Source organism: Haemophilus parainfluenzae T3T1, from assembly GCF_000210895.1.
GTDB classification, from domain to species: domain Bacteria; phylum Pseudomonadota; class Gammaproteobacteria; order Enterobacterales; family Pasteurellaceae; genus Haemophilus_D; species Haemophilus_D parainfluenzae_A.
This window is the reverse complement of sequence record NC_015964.1, coordinates 1,323,170-1,346,965: the sequence shown is the minus strand read 5'-3', so window position 1 is coordinate 1,346,965 and position 23,796 is coordinate 1,323,170. Positions and strand designations below refer to the sequence as shown.

The window sequence follows — 23,796 nt, the reverse complement described above, 5'->3', positions numbered from 1 at the left end:
CTTACTCTATACTTTTTAAAGGATTTTTCTGTGTCTAATCGCCCACCTCGCTGGCTTATAGCCTTAATCGTGCTGATTAGTTTGCCATTATTACTCCCTTTTTTATATGTTATTGAGCGTGCTGCAGATGTCGGATTGGCTCGCAGCATTGAATTACTTTGGCGCCCAAGAATGTGGGAATTGCTCAGTAACACCCTACTTTTAATGGTATTTGTTACACTTTTTGCCATTATTCTCGGCACACTATGTGCATTTTTATTAGAACGTTATCGCTTTTGGGGAAAAGGCTTTTTCCAAGTAGCCATGACGCTCCCTCTTTGTATTCCGGCTTTTGTCAGTTGTTTTACGTGGATCAGTCTCACCTTCAGAGTGGAAGGCTTCTGGGGAACCATCGGCATTATGACGCTGAGTTCTTTCCCGCTTGCTTATCTCCCTGTCGCGGCGACCTTAAAAAGACTCGACCGCTCTTTAGAAGAAGTGAGCCTTTCACTGGCGAAAAGCCATGCTTACACATTTTGGCATGCGATTTTTCCGCAACTCAAACCCGCCATCGGTAGCAGCGTATTATTAATTGCGCTTCATATGTTAGTAGAGTTTGGAGCTGTGTCTATTTTAAATTACCAAACCTTCACTACGGCAATTTTCCAAGAATATGAAATGGCCTTTAATAACAACACCGCCGCCTTACTTTCTGGTGTATTAATGGTGATCTGTATCTTTGTTGTGATGGGGGAAATTCGTTTTAGAGGCACACAAACACTCTATCAAAGCGGCAAAGGCGTAATACGCCCCTATCCGTTGAAAATGCTCTCAGCAGGAAAACAAATTTTAGTCGTTAGCTTTTTTACTACCATTTTTGTGCTTAGTATTGGTGTACCAATTACTATGCTGATTTATTGGCTAACCGTGGGAAGTTCCATTGAAAATGCGGTCGATTTTGGGGAATTTTTTACCGCCTTCACAAATTCACTGACTATATCAACACTGGGTGCAACACTTACCGTTATTTGTGCACTACCATTGGTATGGGCAGCGGTACGCTATCGCAGTAAATTGACGATTTGGCTTGATCGAATCCCTTATCTACTTCACGCTGTACCAGGGCTTGTTATCGCATTATCGTTGGTCTTCTTTACTATCAACTATGCGTATTCGCTTTATCAAACCTTTGCCATGGTTGTCGTCGCCTACTTTATGCTTTATCTTCCCATGGCACAAACGACCTTGCGTAGCTCACTTGAACAAATGTCTAGTAACATTGAAAAGGTAGGACAAAGCTTAGGCCGTAGCAACTTTTATATTTTCCGTACTTTAGTCATTCCGGCCATGTTACCAGGGATTGCCGCTGCGTTTGCTTTAGTGTTCTTAAACTTAATGAAAGAGCTCACCGCTACCCTATTATTGACCCCTAATGACATTAAAACGCTCTCAACCGCGGTGTGGGAATATACCTCTGATGCACAATATGCAGCTGCAACGCCTTATGCCATTATGTTAGTGCTATTTTCAGGGATTCCTGTGTTTTTCCTGAAACGATACGGTTTTAAATAACGAGAAAATAAAAATGACAACATTACTCGACATTAAAAATTTGAATAAATCCTTTAACGGATACCAGGTTCTACACAATATCTCTCTGCAATTAGAGAAAGGTGAAATTCTGTTTCTTCTTGGTGCATCTGGTTGTGGAAAAACCACCTTATTGCGTAGTATTGCTGGTTTTGAACAACCAACAAGCGGTGAGATTTGGTTAAAGAATCAACCTATTTTTAAAGAAAACCTCAATGTGCCAACCCAACAGCGCAAATTAGGCTATGTGGTACAAGAAGGCGTGTTATTTCCTCATTTAAATGTTTACCGCAACATTGCTTATGGCTTAGGTGATGGTAAAGGGAAAACGGAAGAGGAAAAACAACGCATACAGGAAGTGATGAAACTGACGGGCATTAGCAGCTTAGCTGACCGTTTCCCACATCAGCTTTCTGGTGGTCAACAGCAACGTGTCGCACTTGCTCGAGCACTTGCACCAAGCCCTGAATTAATCCTGTTTGATGAGCCATTTAGTGCGTTAGATGAGCATCTTAGAAATCAAATTCGTTACGATATGTTACAAGTATTAAGAGAAAGTGGTTCCTCTGCTGTATTTGTGACCCATGATCGTGATGAAGCACTATGTCATGCAGACAAAATCGCAGTGATTCAAGAAGGGAAAATTCTCCAAATTGCGACACCTAAAACGCTCTATTGGTCACCTCAGTATTTGTCTATTGCTAAATTTATTGGGGAAAGCATTATTCTTCCTGCAACATTAAAAAGCGATGGCATCGCAACCTGTCAATTAGGTGAAATTGCCGTCGAAAATAAAGGAAGTGGTCATACACAAGGGAAAGTGTTATTCCGCCCTGAGCAATTCTCTCTTGCGAAAAAAATCCAAGATCCGACCGCTTCTTTTAACGGTGAGATTAAGCGGATAGAATCAAGAGGACGAGCGATCAATATTTGTATTGATGTTAGCGGTTATGAATTGAATATCAATGAAGATCTCATTAACGAATATCATACTGGCGAACAAGTCACGCTGTATTTATATGGGAAAGGGGTATTCTATAATGACTAAAAAAGCGGAACATATTGTTCCGCCTTTTTATATGATTTAATGACCAAGTGATTTTCGCATCTTGATGTTGAGCATTTCAACTACGGCTGAGAAGCCCATTGCAAAGTAAATGTAGCCTTTTGGAATATGAATATCCAAGCTTTCGGCAATTAAACTTACTCCAACTAAAATTAAGAATGCTAAGGCTAAAATCTTCAATGTCGGATGAGTATCCACAAAATCACCAATTGGTTTCGCGGCAAACATCATCACACCAACTGCAATCATAATTGCCAAGATCATCACAGGAAGGTGATTTGCCATCCCTACTGCTGTGATCACAGAGTCTAAAGAAAACACAATATCTAAAATTGCAATTTGGATTAACACGCCCAAATAGCTGACTTTCTTCTTGTTATTCTCTTCTTCATGATGTGCTTCAGGATGCATCGCTTCTTTAATTTCGCCTGTACTTTTCACTATTAGGAATAAGCCTCCAAGGAATAAAATCAAATCGCGACCCGAAATTTCCTGACCGACTAACGTGAACAACGGCTCCGTTAATTTCATCATCCAAGAAAGGGAAACAAGAAGTAAAATACGGGTAATCATCGCTAATCCAAGACCGATAATACGACCAGATTGGCGTTGATTTGCGGGTAAACGTCCCACTAAAATACTAATAAAAATAATGTTATCGATACCCAAGACGATTTCAAGTGCGGTCAAAGTGAGCAATGAAATCCATGCTTCAGGATCAACAAGCCATTCAAACATAATATGTTCCTATAATAAAATCCGAAAGGTTGAATCATAGACAGTTCGCGTAGAAAATCAAGATTTTTCCTAACTTTTTAAGGTCTCGAAAATCTTTTCCGCTAACGCTTTAGAAATACCGGGTACAGAGGCGATTTCATCCAATGTGGCATTTTTGACACCTTGTAATCCACCTAAATATTTCAACAAGGCTTGGCGTCGTTTGGCGCCTACCCCTTCAATGGTTTCTAAGCCACTTTGGGTAAAGGCTTTTTGACGTTTTTGACGATGACCGCTAATCGCATGATTATGGCTTTCATCTCGAATATGTTGGATTAAATGCAGCGCAAGGCTATCATCCGGCAAGTGAATCTCACGATCTTGTTTGCTGATAATCAACACTTCTTGTCCTGCTCGACGATCCACACCTTTTGCCACACCGATTAAGTGCGGTCGATTTTTATCCCATTTTACGTTGAGGTGATGAAAAACCTCTAAGGCGCGATTAAGCTGTCCTTTACCACCATCAATAAAAATAATATCGGGAATTTTATCTTCATCAAGATCACGATCGTAACGTTTCTTTAAGGCTTGCTCCATCGCGGCATAATCATCGCCACCCGTAATACCTTCAATATTAAAACGGCGATAATCTGATTTCAGTGGTCCTTCTTGATTAAATACCACGCAAGATGCCACAGTTTGATTCCCCATCGTATGACTAATATCAAAACATTCCATACGTTTAATTTCAGGCATATCGAGCAATTCGCAAAGGGCTTGATAACGTTCGTGCATTCGGGAAGATTGTTTAAGTTGAGTCGCTAACGCCGCTTTGGCATTAATTTGCGCTAGTTGTAGATATTTACCTTTATCGCCTTTAGCGGATTCTTGTATCACCACTTTTCGGCCAGCTTGTTCCGTTAATAAGGCTTCAAGCTCCGCTTTTTCATCTAATTTATGATCCACAATAATACTATTAGGGATACTTCTGCCTTGATGGCCTTGCAAATAAAACTGCCCAACAAACGTTGCTGTTAATTCGGATAAATCTGTATTAGCAGGCACTTTCGGAAAATAACTGCGATTGCCCAATACTTTGCCTTGACGAATAAACATTACCTGAACACAAGCTAAACCGTGCTGATACGCAATGGACATAATATCCATATCGTCCAAACGTTCATTGGACACGAATTGTTTTTCGATAACCGCACGAACCGCTTGAATTTGGTCACGATAACGTGCCGCGCCTTCAAAATCCAAGTCTCGGCTCGCCTGCTCCATTTTGCCAATGAGATAATCTAATACTTGCTGATCTTTCCCTTGTAAAAATAATCGCGCTAATTCCACTTGTTGGTTATATTCCTCATCAGTCACATAGTCTGGCACACAAGGTGCGGAGCAACGCCCGATTTGATATTGCAAACAAGGGCGGGAACGATTGTTATAAACCGAATTTTCACATTGACGAACAGGGAATAATTTTTGCATTAACGACAAGGTTTCACGTACTGCACCTGCATGAGGATAAGGTCCGAAATACTCACCTGCAATTTTTTTCGTTCCACGATAAGAAGTAATACGAGGATGACGTTCTTTCGTCAATAAAATAAAAGGATAGGATTTATCATCTCGCAATAATACGTTATAACGAGGTTGATAAAGCTTAATGAAATTATGCTCAAGCAATAATGCTTCTGTTTCAGAAGAAGTAATCGTCGTATCAATATGATGAATTGACGACACCAAGGCTTCTGTTTTTTTGCTACTTAAGTTTTTTCGGAAATAGCTGGAAAGGCGCTTTTTAAGATCTTTCGCTTTGCCCACATAAATAACCTGATCTTTATCGTCATACATACGATAAACACCAGGTTCATGAGAAACGTCTGAGAGAAACTTTTTAGAATCAAACATAAATAAGATTTTTGTTTCCAAACAGAAAACAAGATTTACATTACTTGAAAAACATCAAATATTAGAAAACTGCTTCTAATCGTAAAAATGCACCAACATGATGGCTACGGTCTTTCTTTCTATCATTGTAATAGCTTAATTCTGGTTGAATAAATAGCCATTTTCGCCAAATTGGCTGACGCCAACTTATAAATGGGCCATATTGATTAATATCAAATTTTTTATTATCCAAATAACCACCAACAAAGATACCGTAATTTAAACGTTTATTATTAGCAAAATCATGTTCCTGATAAATACTATTTCCCCATGAAATCTCTTCATCAATGTCATGTGCATATTGTAGATACAAGTTGTTTCCGATAAAAATATTTGGGGTACGTTGGTATTTCGTTTCGAAATTAGTACGCACGTAATGCTTACTATTGCTACCATAACGATAAATTTGTTCTAACCGAGTAGAAAGCTCATCATTAATTTGCCACTCTTTATAAGCTTTAAAACGGACAAAAATATCTACCCCAGAGCGGATACCAAGATCAAAATGAGTATTTACTCCTAAGCTTTTAATGCTATCAGACCAACGTAAGCCAATAGATGCATTATCATTGCGTGCTTGACTGCTATTATAATATTTCTTATTTTCTAACGGTTTTTTATAAATGTTTCCAATATAGTTTTTATCATTCTCTTGGTTTTCAACATCTTCATCACCAAATACCAAGCTTAACTGTTTTTTCACACCCGGTAAGCGAATTTTACCTCGTACACGCGGCTTAAATGACAAATGATCGTAATGATTCCATTGACTATCTAGCATCACTCGTAGTTTGGCACCCGCTGGATTCTCAGGATCGGGATCACTTATCCAGTTATCAATGCTCTTAGCCCAACTATTTAAGGTTTCTTTGATTCTGTCATGTTGTTTATCTACCCATTTCTGTTCTTCCGCTTGTACTATTTGTGGGATTTGACTCACGAAGACGCATATCATTAATAAGTTAAATTTTTTCATTTCTTCGTCCTTGATTTAATGAACGTACTGATCTTAATTTGCAGTTAAAATTGACCGCACTTTTTCTAAATCTTCAGCCGTATCCACACCAACAGCCGGGACTTCTTTCGCCAATTCCACATGAATACGCTCACCGTACCATAATACACGGAGTTGCTCTAACTTCTCTAAGTTTTCTAATTGTGTTGGTGCCCATTGCACATATTGCTTAATAAAGCCTGCACGGTAAGCATAAATACCGATATGACGAAGATACGCATCAGCCAGTTGTGCCTTGGAGGTATCTGCTAATTGCATAAATTGATCACGATCGTAAGGGATTACTGAACGGGAAAAATATAAAACGTAGCCATCTTTATCCGTAACGACTTTCACGGCATTTGGGTTAAATAACTCTTCCGCTTCGTGAATTTTTACCGCAAGCGTCGCCATATTCACGTTAAACTTCGCTAAATTTTCTGCCACTTGACTCACAATAACGGGAGGAATTAACGGCTCATCCCCTTGGATGTTTACAATAATTTCATCATCAGCAATACCAAGCTTACTCACTACTTCTGCTAAACGCTCTGTACCGGAATTATGCGCTTCTGATGTCATACACACTTCTGCCCCAAAAGCTTTTGCTGCTTTCTCAACTTGTTCGTTATCTGTGGCGATAATCACTCGGCTCGCACCTGATTGTTGAGCTTTTTCAAAAACATGTTGAATCATAGGTTTACCGGCAATATCTGCTAAAGGTTTACCTGGTAAGCGGCTCGATGCAAAACGAGCAGGGATAATAACTGTAAATGACATAATCATTCCTTATTCTTTCAGTGTTTCGGCTTTCTCTGCCAACAAAACCGGCACGCCGTTTTCAATAGGATACGCCACTTGCTCAAAAGGGCAAATGAGCCGTTGATTTTCTTGATCGTATTTCAATCTTGCCAAACATCGCGGGCAAGCGATCACTTCTAATAATCGAGGATTAAGTTTCTCATGCATATTTCACTCGAATAGAGTTAAACTAAATGACGGATTTTTTCCCACAATTGTGGAAGTTTTTGGCCTTGGTTTTCAGCCTCAACAATCTCCGCATCAACTGGGACATACCACCAATTCTCTTTAGCAAAAGCTTGGCATTTTACGGCATCCTTTTCGGTCATAAAGAGCGGTTGGTTTTCAGCAAGTTTTTCTAATAATTGTGATTCAAAATGTTGATGATCTTGAAAAGCTTTCGTATTGGCTAAACGAATATTTAAATTTTCCAACATCGTGAAAAAACGTTGAGGATTGCCAATTCCCGCAATGGCTGAACCTTGGGTAAACTCACTTAGTAAGCGTTTTTCTGCCGTCACTAAATTAATCGCATAGTGAGGAACTAACGTCATAATGGCATCAGAATAAGCATTTTTTCCGCCATTAGTAATCACAAAGTCCACATTTTTTAAACGACTTGGTAATTCACGTAAAGGCCCAGCTGGTAATACAAAGCCGTTCCCTAAAGTACGTTCTGCGTCCATCACCACAATTTCAATATCACGCTGCAACTTATAATGTTGTAATCCATCATCCGAAATAATCAGATCGCAATCCTGTGTTTTCAAAAGTAATTCGATAGCGTGTTGACGATTCGGTGAAATCACCACTGGCACACCTGTTCTTTTGGCGATTAAAACAGGTTCATCGCCCCCTTGAACGGGATCTGTTTCAGGTGTAACAAGTAAAGGATAGGTTTTAGATTGGCTACCATAGCCACGAGAAATCACGCCTACACGCAACCCTTGTTTTTGTAACTCTTCCACTAACCACACCACGACAGGGGTTTTACCATTTCCACCAACAGAAAGATTACCAACAATAATGACAGGTTTCGGGGATTTATAAGAAGATAAGATATTTAGGGAAAATAATGCTCGGCGAATTTGGCTAATCAACCAAAATAGCAGAGAAAAAGGCAGGAGCAACCAAGCTAGCTTTGAATTTGAGTACCAAAAAGGCATTTCATTTATCCTATATTGATTTTGGGCGAACACATTGGTTCGCCCTTATTATTTTATCCGCTAAACTGCATACTGTGTAATTGTTTATATGCACCATCAAGTGCTAATAAATCTTGGTGTGTACCACGTTCTTTAATTTCACCGTGTTCAATAACTAAGATTTCATCGGCATTTTCAATGGTTGATAAACGATGGGCGATAACCAATACCGTACGATCTTTTTTCAGTTCCTCTAATGCGGACTGAATCGCACGTTCAGATTCGGTATCGAGTGCAGAAGTCGCCTCATCTAAAATTAAGACAGGTGAATTACGTAATAACGCACGAGCAATGGCTAAACGCTGACGTTGACCACCAGAAAGACTTGCTCCATTCTCACCGATAACGGTATCAAAACCTTGTGGAAGTTTCTCGATAAACTCTAAGGCATAAGCCGCTTTTGCTGCTTCGATAATTTGCTCACGCGTGTATTTATCTTCTGCCGCATAGGCAATATTATTGGCAATCGTATCATTAAATAAATGCACTTGTTGAGAAACAACAGAACAATTCTCACGTAAATTAGATAGACGATAATCTTGAATTCTCACGCCATCTAATAAAATCTCACCTTCATCAATATCGTAGAAACGCGTTACCAAATTGGCAATGGTTGATTTACCCGAACCTGAACGTCCCACTAATGCCACAGTTTTGCCTGCGGGCACATAAAAAGAGATATTATTTAAGGCCCTCTCTTCTTTCCCCTCATAAGCAAAACTCACGTTTTTAAATTCTAAATCACCTTTGGCGGGTTCTGCTTTATACGTGCCATTATCTTTTTCAGTTTCTAAATCTAAGATAGAAAATAATGTCTGACAGGCCGCCATGCCTCGTTGGAATTGTGAGTTTACATTCGTCAAGGATTTTAATGGGCGCATCATCGCTAACATGGAAGAAAAGACGACAGTAAAAGAACCTGCGGTTAAATTATGTTCTGCAATTAATGGTGTAGTTGCTAAATAAAGCACTGCCGCCAACGCCAAAGAGGCAATAACTTGCACAACCGGATCTGAAATGGCATCAGCAGTCACCATCTTCATTCCTTTACGGCGCATATCATTGCTGACTTTATCGAAACGCTCTTCTTCCACTAACTGACCACCAAAAGAAAGCACCACTTTATGCCCTTTTAGCATTTGTTCCGTCGCAGAAGTTAATTCCCCCATGGAATCTTGCATGTTTTTACTAAGCTTACGGAAGATCTTCGATACAAAGCGAATAAGCACTGCAATAATTGGCCCGATGACGAAAAGAACCAACGTCAGTTCCCAACTGGTGTAAAACATCACCACGAGCAATGAAACTAAATAGGCCCCCTCACGTACAATGGTCACTAATGAATTAGAGGAAGAATTGGCAATCATTTCTGAATCGTAAGTAATACGAGAAAGCAATTTCCCCGTTGAATTACGATCAAAGAAACTCACCGGCATAAACATTAAATGCTTAAACAAGCGGCGGCGCATAATCATCACCACTTTGCCTGATACCCAAGCCAAACAATAGCTGGAAATAAAGTTAGTCACTCCACGCAACATAATCATACCAACCACAACAAACGCCATCAGTTTTAGGAAGGAATGATCTGCTTTCCCAAACCCGTCATCAAGCAAAGGCTTAAGCATATAAATCAGGCCTGAATCAGCCAATGCATTAAAAATGAGAGCGACAGCAGCGACAAATAACCCTGATTTAAAAGGTGAAATCATCGGCCATAAACGCTTAAAAGTTTGCGAGGTTGAGAAATCTTTATCTTGCATAGTTTGTTCTTGCATCACATTGTCTTAATAAAAATTGGCTGCATTGTACCTGTTATTTCGGGGATAATCCAATTACACGGGCAAACCAAGGTGAAAAATCCCCTCTCACTTTTTCAATTTCAATGCCTTTTTCAGTAAAATTTAACCTTATATGACCTGAAATAGCCGTATTTTCGACCGCACTTTGATAACGATTTAATCGTTCAATCACGATTGGATGAGGAAAATTCCACGCATTCCATCGTCCGCTTGAAATTAAGGCAAGATCAGGTTTCGCCTGTCCCAGTAAAATCTCGCCTGTTGAGGTTTTACTGCCATGATGTCCTACCTGTAACACATTAATTTTGCCTAGTTTTTCAGCAAAAGATTTTTCTGTTGCCACATCAGCATCACCGGTTAAAAGGATCTGATACTGTCCATCCGTTAATACAATCACGCAAGATTGAGGATTCTCCGCCCTGTCTGTAATTTGTTTTGGTGAAAGAATTTTAAAATCAAGTCCTCCCCACTGCCATTGTTTTCCCTGAAGACAAAAAGTGCGGTGCGTTTCACCATAGTTTTTGCGAGAAGGTGTAATCAGTTCAATCTCTGGATATGCGGCTAAAATCGCTTTAGCGCCACCCGAATGATCGTTATCATCATGGCTTAAAATCAAGGTTTCAAGTTCAATGCCTTCCCGTTGAAGATAAGGCAATATTTCTAATTCCGCCATGGAAGAAGCCCCTATTCCACTCTGCCAAGCGGGCCCCGTATCATACAACACGCCTTTTCCCTCTTTCACAATTAAGGTTGCTAAACCTTGTCCAACATCTAAGGTATCTAACTGCCATTTGGGTTTCGTGATATATCGATATCCTAGAGTCCCCATACAAACACAAAAAATAAAAATAACATCTCGAAGCGCTTGTTTATAAGCTTCTGGCGATAAGATTTTTGTGCTGTTTAATGTGAAAAATCGACTTGATTTTAGCGGTGTGTTTTTTGTTTTCCCTTGAGATGCAAAATACAATCCCCCTAACATCACACCAAAAACAAAGCTTAAAAGTGCGGTCAGAATGAGGGATAAATTAATCGAAATCGGCATATACGAGCCTTGGAAAAAACTGAGGCATTGTGTAATACCTTGAGCAATCGCATTTGAAAAATGCCAAGAAGAAAATGCGCCATTCGTTAACATCGCAAAGAGAATCAAGGGTACAAGTACGAAGCTATATAAGGGCACTGCAATTAAATTCGCCAAGAATCCATTTAACGCCAAGCCATTAAAGAAGAAAAGCTGAATAGGTGTGAATAAAATCAGCAGCCCCAACTGCAAATGAAACAAGCCCAAAATCCACCGCACTTTGCCGGATAATTTTTGATGCTGCCACTCAATGATTGATAAGGGAACATATCGGTACCACACAATCAGACAGGTAACAGCACCAACTGAAAGCCAAAAGCTCACCGAAAGTGGCATAAGTGGATCACAAAACAGTAAAAACGCTACCACTAAACAAAGCATTTGCAAAGGCGTGTAATATCGTCGCGAAAATTGAAGGATTGCAATAAAAAGCAATGCCATCATTGCACGAAAGGTCGGTAAACTAAATCCAGCTAAATAGGCGTAACCTAAAGCAATCAACACGCCAAAGCAAAGCGGAAACCAGGGTGAAATAAAGCGTGTTGGCAATACAAATTGCAATAATCGAGCAAAGAAAAAGCCTATCCCCATGGCTAAACCAATATGGAGTCCTGAAATGGCAATTAAATGTGCTGTATTCGTTTGTTGATAAATCAGCCATGTTTTATTATCCAGCCAAGCCCGCTCACCAAATGCCAATGCGATAAGCAAGCCTTGCAAAGAAAGTCCTTCCGTCTGTTTGAGACTATTCTGTAGAAAATCTGTGCGATAAGAAAAATCGCCCCCAATTTTGGCCGCACTTTTCACATTCCCTACGGCAATAATCCTTTTGGAAAAATACCATTGTTGTCGATCAAATCCACCATGATTTAATCTCGCCGAAATAGGACGAAGCTTTACATCTGCCCGCCAAATTTCACCAAGTTGTGGTTTTTCTGGTGCTCTCCAATTAATAAAAATTTGTTGTTCTTTCCCATCAAATAAAGACGTCGTCGCAACTAACGTTTGATAATCTTGCTGATGAAGAATTTCTGAAATGTGAAGATCTAACGTGATTTTATTCGGTAAACTTGAAATTTTTTCGGCTTGGGTCAATAACGATAAGGCTTGTGAATGCACGTAAGCTAAGGTAAGCAAAAACCAAATGCCGTTAATGCAAAAATTTCTGACTTTAAAATAATTGAACCAATGGAAACAAAATGCGGTCATAACCAACAATAAAATGCTCAGCCCCGCTCGTTGCCAGGTAAACAGTAAAAAATCGGGCACAACAAGCAAAGAAAAGGCTGAAACGATGAGCATGATGCACAGTTGAAATAACGTGAGTTTCATTTGGAGTGTGATTTATAGCGAGAAAATAAGGCAACCTAGCCTTAACCTCATAAATAAACAAATAATTACGCCATTTTTTGCGATCTCGATCGCAAAATTTAAATTTCCAGGCTAAATTTATTTGCTAAATAGATGAAGTTCTGCTATTTATATCGCCCTTAAAATAACTAGGTTCTTATGTCAGCTATTTTTAGCAATAAGAACTAATCACAAAAACAAGACAGGACGTCATTAAATTCTGTACTATTATTAGGAGTTATCAATGTCTAAGGCATCTCTAAGTTTGCTGGATTTAGCCGGTGTTACACCTTATCAACCTAAGAAAGATGAGGAATACATGAATGAAGATCAAATTCTTCATTTCAGAAAAATTTTAACTGCATGGCACGAGCAAATTGTGGAAGAAGCATCAAGAACTGTTGCTCATATGCAAGATGAAGCGTCAAACTTCCCGGATCCAGCTGACCGTGCGACCCAAGAAGAAGAATTCAGTCTTGAATTACGTAACCGCGATCGCGAGCGTAAACTAATGAAAAAGATTGAATACACATTGAAAAAATTGGACACCGATGATTTCGGTTACTGCGATTCTTGTGGGGAAGAAATTGGCATTCGTCGCTTAGAAGCACGTCCTACTGCTGATCTTTGTATCGATTGCAAAACCCTTGCTGAAATTCGTGAAAAACAAGTCGCAGGTTAATTGATTCAAATAACCCAACGAAAAAGTGCGGTCAAAAACAACCGCACTTTTCGTGTTTTTATCAAATGCGCATTTAACATAGAGAATGGAGTAAATTATTCTTACTTATATAAAAAATTTATTTGGTAAAAAAACTAAAAAAGAAACTGAAACCAATATAAATTCGCCTGTCCCAAAAACAGCGCCAAAAACTGAAAAACCAAACGTTTCAAAAACAGAGCGTTCACAACCCAAGATCGCCCCGTCCTCTTCTCACCACAAAAAAACGAACACCCAAGCGCATCGTCACGACAAACATATCGTTAAAGCCTCTCATTTTGGTATTAACCCACGTATGTTTAGCCGTAATGCCATTACCGTGGTAGAAAAATTGCAACGTCAAGGTTACGACGCTTATATCGTTGGGGGGTGTTTGCGTGATTTATTGTTGGGTAAGCATCCAAAAGATTTTGATGTGGCAACGAATGCGCGTCCCGACCAAATTCAAGCGGTATTCCAACGTCAATGTCGTTTAGTCGGTCGTCGTTTCCGCCTTGCGCATATTATGTTTGGTCGCGATGTGATCGAAGTGGCCACATTCCGTGCCAGCCATTCGGATGCACGCAGCGAAAATCAAGCGAAACAAAGCGATGAAGGGATGTTACTGCGTGATAATGTGTACGGCACCATTGAACAAGATGCCGAACGCCGTGATTTCACGGTAAACGCGCTTTACTACAATCCGCAAGATAATACGCTTCGTGATTACTTCAACGGAATTGATGATCTGAAAAACGGAAAACTACGTCTGATTGGCGATCCCGTTACCCGTTATCAAGAAGATCCTGTGCGTATGTTACGTTCTGTGCGCTTTATGGCGAAATTGGATATGTTCTTGGAAAAACCAAGTGAACAGCCAATTCGTGAGCTTGCACCATTGCTGAAAAATATTCCACCGGCGCGTTTATTCGATGAAAGCTTAAAATTATTGCAGTCTGGCAATGGTGTAAAAACCTATAAATTACTTCGTCAATATGGCTTATTTGAACAGCTTTTCCCAAGCTTAACGCCTTATTTCACCGAAAAAGAAGACAGCCTTGCGGAACGTATGATTTTAACTTCGTTAAATTCAACTGATGAACGTATTGCCGATAAATTACGTATCAATCCAGCCTTTTTATTTGCGGCATTCTTCTGGTATCCATTACGCGAAAAAGTGGATGTGCTGAAAAATGAAGGTGGCTTAAACAATCACGATGCCTATGCCCTTGCGGCAAATGAAGTGCTTGATCAATTATGCCGATCATTAGCCGCACCTCGTCGTCATACATCCGTTATTCGTGATATTTGGATGTTGCAATTACAATTGCTTAAACGCACGGGTTCTCACCCTGCTCGCACGATGGAACATCAAAAATTCCGTGCAGCCTTTGATTTATTGGCGATGCGTGCTGAAGTGGAAGGCGGTGAAACCGTTGAACTCGCAAAATGGTGGCATGAGTACCAACTCAGCAATCAAGAACAACGTCGCCAGTTGGTTCAAGAGCAACAAAAATTGCATCCAGCGCCAAAGAAAAAATATTATCGCAGACGTAAACCTAAGGCGGCTAACTAATGGTTCAAGTGTATATCGCCCTAGGCAGTAATTTAAATACGCCTACTGAACAATTAAATTCGGCATTAGAGGCAATCTCTGCGCTACCTAATACTGAATTAAAATCGGTGAGCGGATTTTACCAAAGCAAACCATTAGGCCCGCAAGATCAACCGGATTATGTAAATGCAGTAGCGATGATCGAAACCACTCGCCCACCTTTAGCTTTACTCGATGAATTGCAACGTATCGAAAATGAACAAGGTCGCGTGCGTTTACGTCGTTGGGGTGAGCGTACACTGGATTTGGACATTCTGCTTTATGGCGATCAAATCATTCAAAATGAACGCTTAACGGTTCCTCATTACGATATGAAAAACCGCGAATTCGTGATTGTGCCACTTAATGATATCGCACAAGATTTGGTTTTACCTGAAGGCGAAAAAGTCGCCGATTTGGTGAAAGCTTTTGAAAATCATCAAATGCATAAAATCAAAAACAGCGAGAAAATTGACCGCACTTAACTCAAAACAAAAGGGCTGATATTTACTATCAGCCCTTCTTTTTTACCTATCAATCTAGACGGCAACGGAAACAAAGATTTCTGTGCCGATAATCACACAAATAAAACCAACCAACATTGGGACAGACATACGTTTTACGATTTCAAATGGTGAGATTTTTCCCATACCGGATACCGCCACAACCACACCAGAAACCGGTGATAAACCACGTCCTAAGTTAGAGGCTTGTAACATTGGAATGGTTAAGAACGCTGGATTGACGCCCATTTGAGTGGCTAATTTTGGAATTAATTCTGCAAAAGCATAGAACGCCGCGTTACCTGAACCTGTCGCCATGGTGGCTAAAATGGTAATCACCGCAAGCACTAACATCATAAAGAATGCTGAACCGCCGAAGGATTGTGCTGAGTCGATTAAATTAGTGATAAAGCCGATTGTACTTAAACTTTGTGCAAATACACCTGCCGCCACTAAAAGCATCACCACACCTGCAAAGGCATCTGCCATACCGCGATATGCCACAATGAGATTATCAAACGTTTGTTTTGCGTTAAAGCTACGTAAGAAATCTACCGCAGCAGTAATGATAAAACAAAGCACCATCACAGTAACGATGTGTAAATTTGGTAAGCCCCATTTACCGTCAAAAATCAATACGCCAATAATGGGTAATAATGGCAAAATCGCATAGTAGTTTGGTGCTGTGGTTTTAATTTCATCTGCATTCAAACGTTCTACTTGCACGCCTTCTTTTTTATCTAAATAACGCTGCCAAAAGAAGTGTGCGACAGCAATCCCTAAAATCGCAAAAATCGAAACCGGCAATGCGGTGCTAAAAGCAAACTCACCTAAAGGAATTTTTGAAATTTCAGCAGAAAGCACCACATCACCCGAAGTTGGGGAAAGGATAATCGAAATTGGCGATGCACAAATTGCTGCCGCAGCCCCACGTGAAATCCCCACGTTTACCATGACAGGGAATAATGTCGCCATTAATAACACGCCTAAACCTGTTGCAGATGACACAGCAAAAGACATCAAACATGCAAGGAAGTAAGCAAACACCATTAAAATATAAGGTGAACGGATATTTTTCAGTGGTTTTGAAACCAATTTCACCACCACATCATTAGCACCAAGATGAGTCATGTACACGGAGAAACCACATAACACCATAATCATCAAGCCTAAGCCGCCGCCACGATTACCGAGTAGATATTTCACATATTCTAAAATATCAAAATAGGTGGAACCGGTGCTTTTCACGCCTTCTGGTAAAATCGAATGTCCCATCAGCACTGAAATGAATAACAAGACCAAGCCCCCGAACATCAACACACCGGTCGCTGAATAGCCTTTCACGATATAATATGCCACCAAAACAATGGCAATCAAACCTATAATCAGATCCATAATTTACCTCTTTATTAAAATAATAATATCAGCAAGATAGCGATTGAATTGGCAGTTGTAAATCAGTTCAATACGAAAATTTGAGGTAGATCACAAAAAGAGTTTGGAGGGAAAGTGCGGTCGGTTTTGATAGAATTTTTGAAGTTAAAAACATTTGAGAAAATGACCGCACTTTTTTAAAGCAGAACGATGGCTCAAGCGCCCTCGCTTGGCCCAAATAAGCACAAGAGTGGATGCTTGCACTATCTAGGGTGCGAGCCCCTTAAATTGAATATACAAGCACACGTAGGGAGATGTGAGCCATCTGAGTGCTATCGAGGAGATTATAGAAATCATCTTATCGCTTGAATTTTCTGAAATAGATTTTCGATTGCACTCATATCACGATCTTTTGATAAAATTTCTAAATTATTTTCTTTTGCTGCTGCAAAGTGAAACATATCAAATTGATACTTTTCAATAACCTTTGTGCTTCCTGTTTTTTGATTTGCTTTATCCAAACGAAATAAATTCCGAGCTAAATCAGAAATATCATCATTAATATCAATTACCTGAAATGCTTTTAAAGCATTTTTTAACGTATTTAATTTTTCAATATTATCCCATTCTACACCACGTAAAACCTCATAACGAATTAATGGTGTCAAAAACAATAAAGTTTCAGGATCTTTAAGTTTTAATGCTAAATCTTGTAATACTTCCGCTTTTTTACTTGAGTTTGCATTTGGATCCACTAAATAAATTAAATAATTTGTATCTAATAAATAACCTTTCATTATTTAGTCTCCAAATTAGCTAATTCCTGTTGAACCAATTTTAACAAGGTTTGTTTCGCCTCCTGTTGCCCTTCTTCTTGAGCTCTTTGAACTTTTAATCGATTTAAATTTACATCAAAAGCATCATTTAATAAATCAATGAAAGAAACTTTGCTTGGGTAATCAATAAGTTCAGCATAGACAACACCATCATTTTCACAACGTTTCAAGCGGTAGGCTTCACCGGTCTTTAATTGACTAATTACAATAGGTGAATGAGTGGTAATAAAAAAGATTGTTTTAGGGAATAATTCTTTTAATAAAGGAACAATATTCACTTGCCACTTATTATGTAAATGGCTTTCTATTTCATCAATTAAGATTATACCGGGAACATTTGCAATCTGTAGCTCATTAGTGAAATAACTGTATCCAGCAATAATTGATTGGATAATTTTTAAAATAGAAGTAAAACCACTGGAAAGCTCTGAAATTTCTCGTTTTTGATTTTCTATTTTTAGAAAAACTCGATTATCGCCTGATATTTCGAGGAAATCTTTATCAATTCTATGATCTACTTTATTTAATAAAGACAATAATGTTTTAATTTCAATCTCTCGATTATCTTCTTTAGACTGATAAGGATTTGAAGATAAAGCACGCTGAACAATCCATTCTTCAATATTAGAATCCATATTCAAATTTTTTAGATGTTGTGGATTTCCATTAAAACTTGTCAATAAATACTCTAAATACCCTTTTTGCCGTTTAGATTTATTACCTAATTTAGAAACGTTTCCTCTTTCATACTCATAGATTTTCTCATTTATTGCACCGCGATGTTGTGCAGATAAATAAACGACCGGATAAGAATGCATAGCCGAAATAAATGCATAATTATGATTACCCAAAGAAAAACCACTATTCTCATTAAAACTGAAAGAAATATCATTGATAGTAGCAGATTTAAAAGGAATTAATGAATGCTGTATATAAGAATCTGTTTTCATTGCTTGTTTGTTCGTAAATAGCAATATAGCAAACAGACTTTCTAAAAACTTTGTCTTTCCAATCCCATTTTCCCCAATAAAAGTATAAACCCGTTGATTAGGAAATAATTCCGCTTCAATCGTGCCGACGCCTTTGACTTGCTCAAAATGAAATTTCTTTAAATGCAATATATTATTCATCTGCAATGTCCTCTTTAAAGCAAATATTTCTTAGGTAATTTTTCACTTTACCAAATACAACCATTCTTATTCTGATCAACATAAAATACTATCTTTCATTATAGCTCATCTGCTAACTTTTCCTTAGTTAACTAAACAATATTAATAAAGCATCTCCCCACAACACCACATTCACCGCCTTTCTCCCACGATAAACTAAGGCTTGATTAGGGGAAAAATACTGTGGTTGATCACTATAATACTGTGGTTGATCACTATAATACCTTGGTGATATCTTACTCTATATTTTGAATAACCCCTAAAACCCGCTTCTCCGATACCTGATATTTCGTCCCTAGTTGCTGTGCAAATAAACTCACCCTTAATTCTTCAATCATATAGCGAATTTCCGCCACTTCATCAGAAATAGGTTTGGATTTTGGCAGTTTAGCGAGCAATTGTTGATAAGCCTGTTGAACCTGCTCCACGCGTAGCATCGCAGCACGATCTCGATTTACATCTTGAGCCAACTTATCAATACGTTTATCAACGGCTTGCAGATAACGCTGTAAATCCGGTAGGCGATCATAACCGCTCTTTTGCACAAAACCTGGATAAATCAGTCCGCTTAACTGCGCCTTAATATCGGAAAAGGCAAAGGCCATAGTGAAATCCATTTTGCCTTTTAAACGTTGGTTTAAGGCATGGTTAAGGGAGAGAATTTGCTCCACTTTTTGTGCAATATCTACGGTCACTTCATTCAGATTTTCCCGCACGAAATCACGCAATTTTTCAAAGCCTGCCTCATCCCATACAAAACCGCCAAAATCGGCAATAAGTTTATCCACCGCACAAGCGATACAGTCATCGATCAAATCCAACACTCGACCGAACGGAGTAAAATACAGCCCCAATTTAGCTTTATTCGGCAATTTTTCATGCAGATACTTAATTGGTGATGGCACATTGAGTAGCAACAATCGACGCAAACCTTGTTGCATTGCCACTGCTTGCTCAAACTCTGTTTCAAACAGTTTGATACCTACGGCATCTTTTTCATCTACAATAGCCGGGAACGCTTTGACGCTAAAACCACGCTGTTTTTGTTCGTAACATTGTGGTAAATCTGCAAAACTCCAAATATGCAATCCGCTTTGCTCAATGCCATCATCTGCTACAGCAGAAATACTTTCCTGCACACGATCTTTTAAGTTGAATTTCAGCTCATCCAAATTCATGGATTCCGCGATTTTCTTGCCGTTTTCATCCACCACACGGAACGTCATTTTCAAATGGCTTGGGATTTGTTCCCAATTCCAATGTTCTGCTTCTACGGTGACGCCCGTCATACGACGTAATTCATAAATTAGCGTATCTAATAATGGTTTCTCCAGCGGCACTGCTCGACTTAAAAAAGCTTGAGCATAATTAGGTGCCGGCACAAAATTACGACGATAAGATTTCGGCAGCGATTTAATCAGCGCGATCACCAGCTCTTCACGCAAGCCTGGAATTTGCCAATCAAAGCCGGTCATTTCCACTTGGTTGAGCAATGGCAACGGAATATGCACGGTCACCCCGTCCGCATCGGTACCTGGTTCAAATTGATACGTCAGTTTGAGTTTCAAATTACCTTGATGCCAGAAATTCGGGAAATCCAGCTTGCTCACTTGTTCCGCATCATCATTAATCAAGAATGAACGTTCAAAATTAAGCAATTCAGGATCTTTTTGCTGCGCCTTTTTCCACCAGGTATCAAAATGTTTTTGGGAAACTACTTCTGTGCCAATACGCTGATCGTAAAATTCAAAAAGCGTGCGGTCATCCACCAAAATATCACGGCGGCGGCTTTTGTGTTCCAACTCCTCTACTTCTCGAACGAGTCGTTGATTTTCTTTGAAGAATTTATGTTTGGTATTCCAATCCCCTTCCACTAAGGCTGATTGAATAAAGATCTCGCGGCTTACCGTCGGATCAATAGCACCGTAATTCACCGGTCGCGCAGCCACAATCGGCACACCGTAAAGCGTGACTTTTTCATCGGCAATTACCGCCCCACGGGATTTCGACCAATGCGGTTCTGAATAGGATTTTTTAATTAAATGCTCGGCAAGTGGCTCAATCCATTCTGGCTCAATTTCCGCCACCATACGCCCCCATAGCTTGGAGGTTTCCACTAACTCTGCCGCCATCACCCATTTCGGTTGTTTTTTGAAAAGCACAGAATTGGGGAAAATTGCAAAATGGGCATTACGCGCGCCAAGATATTGTTGTTTTTCCGATTCTTTTAGACCAATATGAGAAAGCAAGCCGCTTAAAAGTGCGGTATGAATTTGCTGATATTCTGCTTTTTCAGAATTAATCGGCAAGCCCATTTCACGCACGGTTAAACGAATTTGATGATAAATATCCTGCCATTCACGAATACGTAAATAATTTAAGAAATCCTTTTGGCATTGACGACGGAATTGGTTTTTACTCAATTCTTTTTGTTGTTCTTGTAGATAACGCCAAAGATTTAAGAACGCCAAGAAATCCGATTTTTTATCGGCAAAACGACGATGTTTTTCATCGGAAGCTTGTTGTTTTTCTTGTGGGCGCTCGCGAGGATCTTGAATGGATAACGCGGCGACAATAATCATCACTTCATGCAACGCACCTTGTGAGACAGCAGTCAGCAACATCTTCGCTAAACGAGGATCCACAGGGAGTTGAGCTAATTGACGGCCTACTGCCGTTAATTGACGTTTCTCGCCCGCTTTAGTGCGAACCATTTCAAACGCACCCAATTCTTCCAACAGTTTTATACCATCTTGAATATGGCGTTTATCTGGCGCATCAACAAACGGGAAAGCTTCAATATCATCTAAGCCCAATGCCGTCATTTGCAAAATAACGGAGGCTAAATTGGTGCGCAGGATTTCAGGATCGGTAAACTCCGGACGAGAATTAAAATCCTCTTCCGAATATAAACGAATACAAATCCCTTCACTTACACGACCACAACGACCTTTACGCTGATTAGCAGATGCCTGTGAAATAGGTTCAATCGGTAAACGTTGCACTTTGGTGCGATAGCTATAACGGGAAATGCGTGCTGTACCTGGGTCAATCACATATTTAATGCCCGGCACGGTCAATGAGGTTTCCGCGACGTTAGTCGCTAATACAATGCGATTTAATCCGCTTGGGTGGAAAATTTTATTTTGCTCTTGCGCAGAAAGGCGTGCAAAGAGCGGTAGAATTTCCGTATGTTTTAGATTTTGTTTTTGTAAGGCTTCGGCAGTATCGCGAATTTCTCGCTCACCATTCATAAAGATCAAAATATCGCCACGACCTTCCGCCTGCAGTTCATCCACCGCATTAAGAATGCCTTGTAGCTGATCTTGATCGTCTTCCTCTACTACGGGACGATAACGTACTTCAACAGGATAGGTTCTGCCTGAGACTTCAATAATCGGGGCATTGTTGAAATGTTTGGAAAAGCGTTCCACATCAATGGTCGCAGAAGTGATGATAAGTTTTAAATCACGACGACGTGGTAAAAGCTGTTTCAGATAACCAAGAATAAAATCATTGTTCAGACTGCGTTCGTGAGCTTCGTCGATAATCAAACAAGAATATTGATTGAGAAAACGATCGTTTTGAATTTCTGCTAATAAGATCCCATCGGTCATCAATTTGATTTGTGTATCATCACTGATTTGATCATTAAAACGAACCTTATAACCAACTAAACCACCAAGCTCTGTTTCCAGCTCTTCTGCAATACGCGCTGCCACTGAACGAGCGGCAATACGGCGAGGCTGAGTATGACCAATCATGCCCAAATTGCCGAAACCTAATTCCAAACACATTTTTGGCAATTGGGTGGTTTTACCTGAACCGGTTTCCCCTGCCACCACAATGACCTGATGTTCAGAAAGCAGTTTTTGAATTTCTGCTTTGCGTTGGCTAACGGGCAAACTCTCTGGAAAAACAATCGGATTTTTAACCGCACTTTTACGATTTTCTACACGTAATTGAACCTGTTCAATCTGTTGCTGAATTTCAGCAGCCACAGCTTGTTGAGCTTCTTGGCTTTTAATTTTTCCAATACCATGAATACGAGCGGATAAACGACGTTGATCCACCAGCATAATACCGTTGAGTTTCGAAAAGAGAGATTGTTGTATCGGATTTAATTCACGTTTGACTGATTTGTTCTTCATACTGATTTACTTTTAAAACTACCGTAAGCCAAGCAAAGCCAACCAATTAAAAATAACGTTCCGCCAATCGGTGTCACCCAAACAAGGAATTTGCTAGCGCCAAGGGCAAGTGCATAAAGACTACCGCTAAAAAGAAGAATACCGTAAGCCCAAGTCCCTGCAGCGAAATTAGCCATTTTGTTGGTAACCAATGCTTCACGGCATAATTGCAAAATGCCAATCGCAAAAATTGCAATGGTGTGGAACATTTGATATCTCACACCTGTTTCAATCCACGCTAATTCTTTAGGCTCTAAAACTTTGCTTAATCCGTGGGCGGCAAAAGCGCCAATCGCCACACATAAAAAACCGCTTAATCCCGCGATAAATAACCATTTGTTTTTCATTTAAAATTTTCCTAGTAATACCGCTAAAATACCGGCAGCGATGAGTGGACCTACCGGAATCCCACCTAAGAAAGACACACCAATAATCGTACCAATTAATAATCCTGTCACCAAAACAGGTTGTTCACTCATTAATGGGACGCCTTTCCCTGCAAGCCATGCGACGAATACCCCTGTTAAAATAGAAACGCCCATTTTCCAGTTTAAAAATGAACTGAGATCGGGCAGTTGAATGTTTCCCGACACTAGCGGCGCAAGCACACCAATCGTTAAGATGATGATCCCAATTTTGACACCGTATTGTTCGAGTATAGGAATGTATTTGGATAATAAGGTTTGCTGCATGATTAACAGCACGGCGGCTGAGATGGTAATCGCGCTATTTTGGCTAATTAAGCCTAAAACAATTAAGAAAACCAATAACAACGCGACCATATTGAATTGTAATGTCATAATACCTCTAAAGTGCGGTCAAAAAACTGACCATTTTTATGCGTGTAAAGTTTTTGTAAATTATACCAATTTCTTGCTTTTCTGTG

19 protein-coding genes are annotated in these 23,796 nt (G+C 39.6%); 5 read left to right on the top strand and 14 right to left on the bottom strand.

Going from position 1 to position 23,796, the window contains the following annotated elements; all coding sequences use genetic code 11:
- Positions 1-30: 30 nt before the first annotated feature.
- Positions 31-1,551 (top strand): ABC transporter permease, encoded by a 1,521-nt coding sequence (locus PARA_RS06845; RefSeq protein ID WP_014065117.1) that lies wholly within the window; start codon positions 31-33, stop codon positions 1,549-1,551.
- Between the two features lie 13 nt (positions 1,552-1,564).
- On the top strand, positions 1,565-2,617 hold the full coding sequence (locus PARA_RS06840; RefSeq protein ID WP_014065116.1) for an ABC transporter ATP-binding protein: 1,053 nt from the start codon (positions 1,565-1,567) through the stop codon (positions 2,615-2,617).
- Between the two features lie 36 nt (positions 2,618-2,653).
- On the opposite strand, the gene PARA_RS06835 is transcribed toward PARA_RS06840, so the two are convergent.
- The 8 genes from PARA_RS06835 to PARA_RS06800 all read right to left on the bottom strand — a co-directional run bounded on the left by PARA_RS06835 (position 2,654) and on the right by PARA_RS06800 (position 12,526).
- Complete coding sequence (locus tag PARA_RS06835) at positions 2,654-3,373, bottom strand: TerC family protein (protein WP_014065115.1); 720 nt, start codon at positions 3,371-3,373, stop codon at positions 2,654-2,656.
- A 69-nt stretch (positions 3,374-3,442) separates the two neighbouring features.
- Positions 3,443-5,269, bottom strand: coding sequence for an excinuclease ABC subunit UvrC (uvrC, locus tag PARA_RS06830; RefSeq protein WP_041918251.1), 1,827 nt, complete (start codon positions 5,267-5,269; stop codon positions 3,443-3,445).
- Positions 5,270-5,330: 61 nt separating this feature from the next.
- Positions 5,331-6,284, bottom strand: a complete 954-nt coding sequence (locus tag PARA_RS06825; protein WP_014065113.1) for a hypothetical protein — start codon at positions 6,282-6,284, stop codon at positions 5,331-5,333.
- Positions 6,285-6,317: 33 nt separating this feature from the next.
- On the bottom strand, positions 6,318-7,082 hold the full coding sequence (gene kdsB / locus PARA_RS06820) for a 3-deoxy-manno-octulosonate cytidylyltransferase (RefSeq protein WP_014065112.1): 765 nt from the start codon (positions 7,080-7,082) through the stop codon (positions 6,318-6,320).
- A 9-nt stretch (positions 7,083-7,091) separates the two neighbouring features.
- A complete protein-coding gene (locus PARA_RS06815) occupies positions 7,092-7,271 on the bottom strand; it encodes a Trm112 family protein (RefSeq protein WP_014065111.1) in 180 nt (59 codons plus the stop codon).
- A 17-nt stretch (positions 7,272-7,288) separates the two neighbouring features.
- Positions 7,289-8,269 carry a tetraacyldisaccharide 4'-kinase gene (gene lpxK / locus PARA_RS06810; RefSeq protein WP_014065110.1) on the bottom strand — a complete coding sequence of 327 codons (981 nt, stop codon included), beginning with the start codon at positions 8,267-8,269 and terminating at the stop codon, positions 7,289-7,291.
- 53 nt (positions 8,270-8,322) lie between these two features.
- The gene (gene msbA / locus PARA_RS06805; RefSeq protein WP_014065109.1) at positions 8,323-10,086 is read right to left on the bottom strand and encodes a lipid A ABC transporter ATP-binding protein/permease MsbA; all 1,764 of its coding nucleotides are present in this window, start codon (positions 10,084-10,086) and stop codon (positions 8,323-8,325) included.
- Between the two features lie 37 nt (positions 10,087-10,123).
- On the bottom strand, positions 10,124-12,526 hold the full coding sequence (locus tag PARA_RS06800; RefSeq protein ID WP_041918250.1) for a DNA internalization-related competence protein ComEC/Rec2: 2,403 nt from the start codon (positions 12,524-12,526) through the stop codon (positions 10,124-10,126).
- A 262-nt stretch (positions 12,527-12,788) separates the two neighbouring features.
- Between PARA_RS06800 and dksA the strand changes: the two genes are divergently transcribed.
- The 3 genes from dksA (at position 12,789) to folK (ending at position 15,323) form a co-directional block, all read left to right on the top strand.
- Positions 12,789-13,226, top strand: a complete 438-nt coding sequence (dksA, locus tag PARA_RS06795; protein WP_014065107.1) for an RNA polymerase-binding protein DksA — start codon at positions 12,789-12,791, stop codon at positions 13,224-13,226.
- 334 nt (positions 13,227-13,560) lie between these two features.
- Complete coding sequence (gene pcnB, locus PARA_RS06790) at positions 13,561-14,820, top strand: polynucleotide adenylyltransferase PcnB (protein ID WP_014065106.1); 1,260 nt, start codon at positions 13,561-13,563, stop codon at positions 14,818-14,820.
- Entirely contained in the window at positions 14,820-15,323 is a 504-nt protein-coding gene (folK, locus tag PARA_RS06785) for a 2-amino-4-hydroxy-6-hydroxymethyldihydropteridine diphosphokinase (RefSeq protein ID WP_014065105.1), read from the top strand. The genes pcnB and folK overlap by 1 nt, the downstream gene beginning before the upstream one ends.
- A 54-nt stretch (positions 15,324-15,377) precedes the next feature.
- Here the strand turns inward: folK and dcuC are convergent, their stop codons facing one another.
- From dcuC to PARA_RS06755, 6 genes are all read right to left on the bottom strand, one after another.
- Positions 15,378-16,736, bottom strand: a complete 1,359-nt coding sequence (gene dcuC, locus PARA_RS06780; RefSeq protein ID WP_014065104.1) for an anaerobic C4-dicarboxylate transporter DcuC — start codon at positions 16,734-16,736, stop codon at positions 15,378-15,380.
- A gap of 332 nt (positions 16,737-17,068) precedes the next feature.
- On the bottom strand, positions 17,069-17,512 hold the full coding sequence (locus PARA_RS06775) for a type II toxin-antitoxin system VapC family toxin (RefSeq protein WP_014065103.1): 444 nt from the start codon (positions 17,510-17,512) through the stop codon (positions 17,069-17,071).
- Positions 17,512-18,681 (bottom strand): AAA family ATPase, encoded by a 1,170-nt coding sequence (locus PARA_RS06770; RefSeq protein WP_014065102.1) that lies wholly within the window; start codon positions 18,679-18,681, stop codon positions 17,512-17,514. Before PARA_RS06770 ends, PARA_RS06775 begins: the two co-directional genes overlap by 1 nt.
- Positions 18,682-18,956: 275 nt before the next feature.
- Complete coding sequence (hrpA, locus tag PARA_RS06765; RefSeq protein WP_041918248.1) at positions 18,957-22,871, bottom strand: ATP-dependent RNA helicase HrpA; 3,915 nt, start codon at positions 22,869-22,871, stop codon at positions 18,957-18,959.
- Positions 22,868-23,257: a DUF423 domain-containing protein gene (locus PARA_RS06760; RefSeq protein ID WP_014065100.1), complete on the bottom strand. Its 390-nt coding sequence runs from the start codon at positions 23,255-23,257 to the stop codon at positions 22,868-22,870. The genes hrpA and PARA_RS06760 overlap by 4 nt, the downstream gene beginning before the upstream one ends.
- Entirely contained in the window at positions 23,258-23,710 is a 453-nt protein-coding gene (locus tag PARA_RS06755; protein WP_014065099.1) for a DUF441 domain-containing protein, read from the bottom strand.
- Positions 23,711-23,796 lie beyond the last annotated feature (86 nt).